The sequence below is a fragment of the Gluconobacter oxydans genome (genome assembly GCF_006539685.1).
In the GTDB taxonomy this organism is placed as follows: Bacteria; Pseudomonadota; Alphaproteobacteria; order Acetobacterales; family Acetobacteraceae; genus Gluconobacter; species Gluconobacter oxydans.
Genome location: NZ_BJNM01000071.1, coordinates 1 through 3,449, shown reverse-complemented (window position 1 = coordinate 3,449; position 3,449 = coordinate 1). Strand labels below are relative to the sequence as shown.

Genomic DNA, 3,449 nt, shown 5'->3' with positions numbered 1-3,449 from the left:
CCTCCATCTGGTTGTTTCGTGAGCGCCTGAAGGAGCATCTGCCCACCCAGATACAGCGCGCAGGCGATAACCAGACGGCGACACCATGTCCGGGTCCGGGGATCCTGCAACGTCCAGAAGGCCAGAGTGAACGCCGCGACCGGAAAGTGGATGGCCAGCAGCGCCTGGGTGAGGCTGGCGGTCGCCTCTGCCGGAACTGGCGCCTGACGTGGCAGGGAACACAGGACCAGCCAACCCCACCAGACAAGAGGGCCGGCCAGACGAAACCCTGACGATACCAGCGCCAATCGCGGGTCAGGGCGCTCCGAAGCAGAAATCCGACGGCCAGCCCATCGAGACAGCCCTCGGCGATACCGCGCCAATGCACCAGAAACAGCGGCAGAAGCAGAGTGGCCAGTGCGCCGAGACGATCCAGAACGCGCAGAAGAGTGGGCTTTTCAACATGCCCCATGTCAGATCCACGCCGCCCGGCTTTTTGGGCTCTCCACGCCTACGGCGGCCAGGAACACACCGGCCTCGGCCAGCATCCCCACTTCCCGGGTGCGATGATCCCGCAGCGCATACAGGCTGCGATCAAGGAACAGGGTGTTTTGTGCCCCGCGTTCGATCAGGGCGCGGAAATAGGCATCCCGGAACCGGATGACGGCACCACGCTCCAGCCTGGACGCCATGACGATCACGGCGACGGCCGCCTGCAACCGGCCCAGCACGACACAGGCCTGCGACCAGGCATGACAGGTTACACCCACCTGCCCTGACAGATACTCGGCGGCCTCGATCAGATGCTCGGCACTCGGTCGACCGGAGGAACAGAAATCCCGCAGGCTGCTACAGATCTCGAGATAGAACGTCGCTGTCCCCTTGAACCCGCGCAACGCTGTCCGGTCATACACGCTCGAACGGTCGGTTCCGGAACTCGGCCCTTCACACCGCATGTGTTCAATGCGAATGCCGCCATTGGCGGCTACGTGATCTACTTTTTTAGAAGTTTGAATGTTTTTAGTATCTGTATAGTGGGCCCCGTTTTGAGGACCCATGGGCCTCATTTCTGCTGGATACGACATTGAAAAAACTGCGTTTTCCACAGGCGCGTTATCCGGGCCGGATTCAGGCTCGGCGCACTGCCCGGCCAGAGCCGCAGAAAGGGCCAGCATCTCCCGGTACAGCCCCTCCAGAGTACCGAGCTGCACCGTCCTCAGACGGCTGCGCATGATCCCCACTGCCTGCTCAAGGATGGCCTCCAGTCCGAGGGCTTCGGCCTGGGCACGGACCGTGTCGTTCAGGCTGGCAATGTTGTCGCGCAAAAAGGAGATGCGCTGGCGCAGTCGCCGCTGTTCCGCGCTCAGGGCCAGCAGATCCGGCCAGCGATAGCGCAGGGACGCCAGATTAAAGCCAACCTGCGTCTGGCCCTCCTCCGCCTGCCATCGTCGGCCGCGCTGTCCGTTGCGTCCGTCTTGGGGCACCAGAAGCCGCGCGTCCGCCAGCTCCCGGATGTGCCGCTGCAGTGTGCTGCGCGACAGTCCTGTCCAGGACATGAGCGTGGTGTTGTGCGCATAGATGAAGGGCGTCTCAAGCGCCGTCCAGGCGTCCGGAGAGGTCTTCTCCACCATGATGATCAGCGTTGAGGCTGCTCCCCGGCTGACGGGCAGGACACCGCGGAGGGATTTCAGCATGTTCAGCATATCCCGCTTGCCGGGCTCGGCCGGGACGGGGGTGGTCAGTTCGTCGCGTGCGGCCAGCATGGCCTCACTGATCCGGCGTCGGCCACGCCGTGTGCACGGGGCCTGCGCCCTCTGCGTCTGTGCAGAATGCTCCATTGATCGGTCCGGTCTGGGGGTGAAGGGACCACCTCACGGCCGGACACCAGACAAAACGCTCCCGTTCGCAATTTAGTGCTTGCGTTTCGAAAAGAGCTGACGCTAGATGAATTTAACGAATTACTCACCTAGCAACTGTTTTGCCGGAGCCCTGGCTCTTCCGATTTGGCGATCGGAGGAGGCGGGGTTTTTGGTTTGTGGGCGCTACGTCATCGGGGGTCCTCTGGATCGACTCGCTGGCGCCGCCCACAGGGACGTCTCCAGACATCCGGGCATCGTGCCTCCGTTCGGGCGCTGCAACAACCTCGAAAGCGTCCGCTCAGAAAAATAATTGAGTAAAAACGGGCATTTAGTGTGTCCATTTTGGCGCGCTATTTTCAACTTGTGACCGCCTCTGTCGCCCCAGTGCCCATGCGGCTGGCCACCGTCTGCTGGTACTGGCCTACCGTCCAGCCACTCATATTGTTGGCCGCGAGCGTCTTGGCGGAGACATACTGGCTGAGTGGCGTACTTGCATTTGATTCGCTTGCAATGGCTGCGCCGGCTTTGGTGCCGAACATATAGGCGCCATAGACCTGCGTTCCGGTGGCCGGTGCGCCTGTCGCGCGACTCACGGCGGACGCGTAATCGCTGATGATGGCGCTCGCCACTTTCGCCTGGGCCACGGGATCGGACCGGTCCGCTGCGCTCAGACCGAGTTCCGAGGCATACTGGTTCCAGGTGCCGTCCGTGACCTGCCACACCCCCTGTGCGCTCGAGGCCGTATTCCCGACATTCTGGAAATGGCTCTCGATCTGACCGAACGCCGCCAGCGTGTCCGGATTGATCCCGGCCGCCTGTGCCGCAGCCACCGCGTCCGCACCATAGGTCTGTGACATCAGTGTCGCGTAAGCATCCGCCGTTCCCCACGCGCCCTGATACGAGGATGTGGCGGTTGTCCCGCCCGTCGTCGTCGCGGTCGATGGCCGTGTAAAGACGGGCGATCCGGGTTCCGGGTTGGTCGGTACGATCTGCTCAGGCACCGCCCCGAGAGCAGCAGTGACAGGACTGCTTACGCCGAGGGTCAGCAGGGCCAGAACCGGGAAGGCTTTCACTTTGTCGGATGCGTAAACAGGACCATCCCGGCCGCGTTCTCACCCGAGACCACGCAGACCCGGGACGCCCCGTCCACGAGCGGGCGATAGGCCACGACGTCGGCCTCCGGGATCCAGGCAAAGGTTGTTCCCGAGCGCAGAACTTGCCGCCAGCCCTGAAAGACAGTGTCCGTCACCGCAATCTGCGGAGCGGCGGTTCCGACATGGACAGCGCCACGACGCGGCTCGGCAAAAAGCGGCTCGAAGTCATGAGCGGGACTGTGGCAGGTCACCGGAACCGGCGTGGCGCGCAGTTTCTGTGGGGCCTGCGTAACTCTCGGGGGCGGACCCCAGTTGCGGGAACCGATTTCCGACTGACGCTCCTGCGACAGTTTGTCGAGTTGCTCAGGCGTCAGATGCTGCGCCGAGGCCTGGGACACCAGAGGGGCCGCCAGCGAGATACAGACAGCGAGCCAGAAGCGAAAGCGCATGGTGCAGAATCTGTTGATTTTCACTGAGAACTGACCCGGGTTTTTCATCAGGAATTGACCCAGCCAGA

Annotated in this window: 3 protein-coding genes and 1 pseudogene; all 4 read right to left on the bottom strand. The window is 62.8% G+C overall.

Features of this window, described 5'->3' with window-relative positions; all coding sequences use genetic code 11:
- Positions 1 to 287 (bottom strand): annotated as a pseudogene (locus GOX01_RS12395) (hypothetical protein); the annotation flags it as partial.
- Positions 288 to 452: 165 nt separating this feature from the next.
- Positions 453 to 1,817: a replication initiation protein RepC gene (gene repC / locus GOX01_RS12390; protein ID WP_062268727.1), complete on the bottom strand. Its 1,365-nt coding sequence runs from the start codon at positions 1,815 to 1,817 to the stop codon at positions 453 to 455.
- A 377-nt stretch (positions 1,818 to 2,194) separates the two neighbouring features.
- Positions 2,195 to 2,911, bottom strand: a complete 717-nt coding sequence (locus GOX01_RS12385; protein ID WP_062268725.1) for a transglycosylase SLT domain-containing protein — start codon at positions 2,909 to 2,911, stop codon at positions 2,195 to 2,197.
- A partial coding sequence (locus GOX01_RS12380; protein ID WP_255314073.1) for a hypothetical protein occupies positions 2,908 to 3,449 on the bottom strand: 542 nt, incomplete at its 5' end. The genes GOX01_RS12380 and GOX01_RS12385, both read right to left, overlap by 4 nt.

What these genes read in the sequence shown, in the direction of transcription:
- repC (WP_062268727.1), bottom strand. Translation starts at nt 1,817, where the DNA reads ATGGAGCATTCTGCACAGACGCAGAGGGCGCAGGCCCCGTGCACACGG.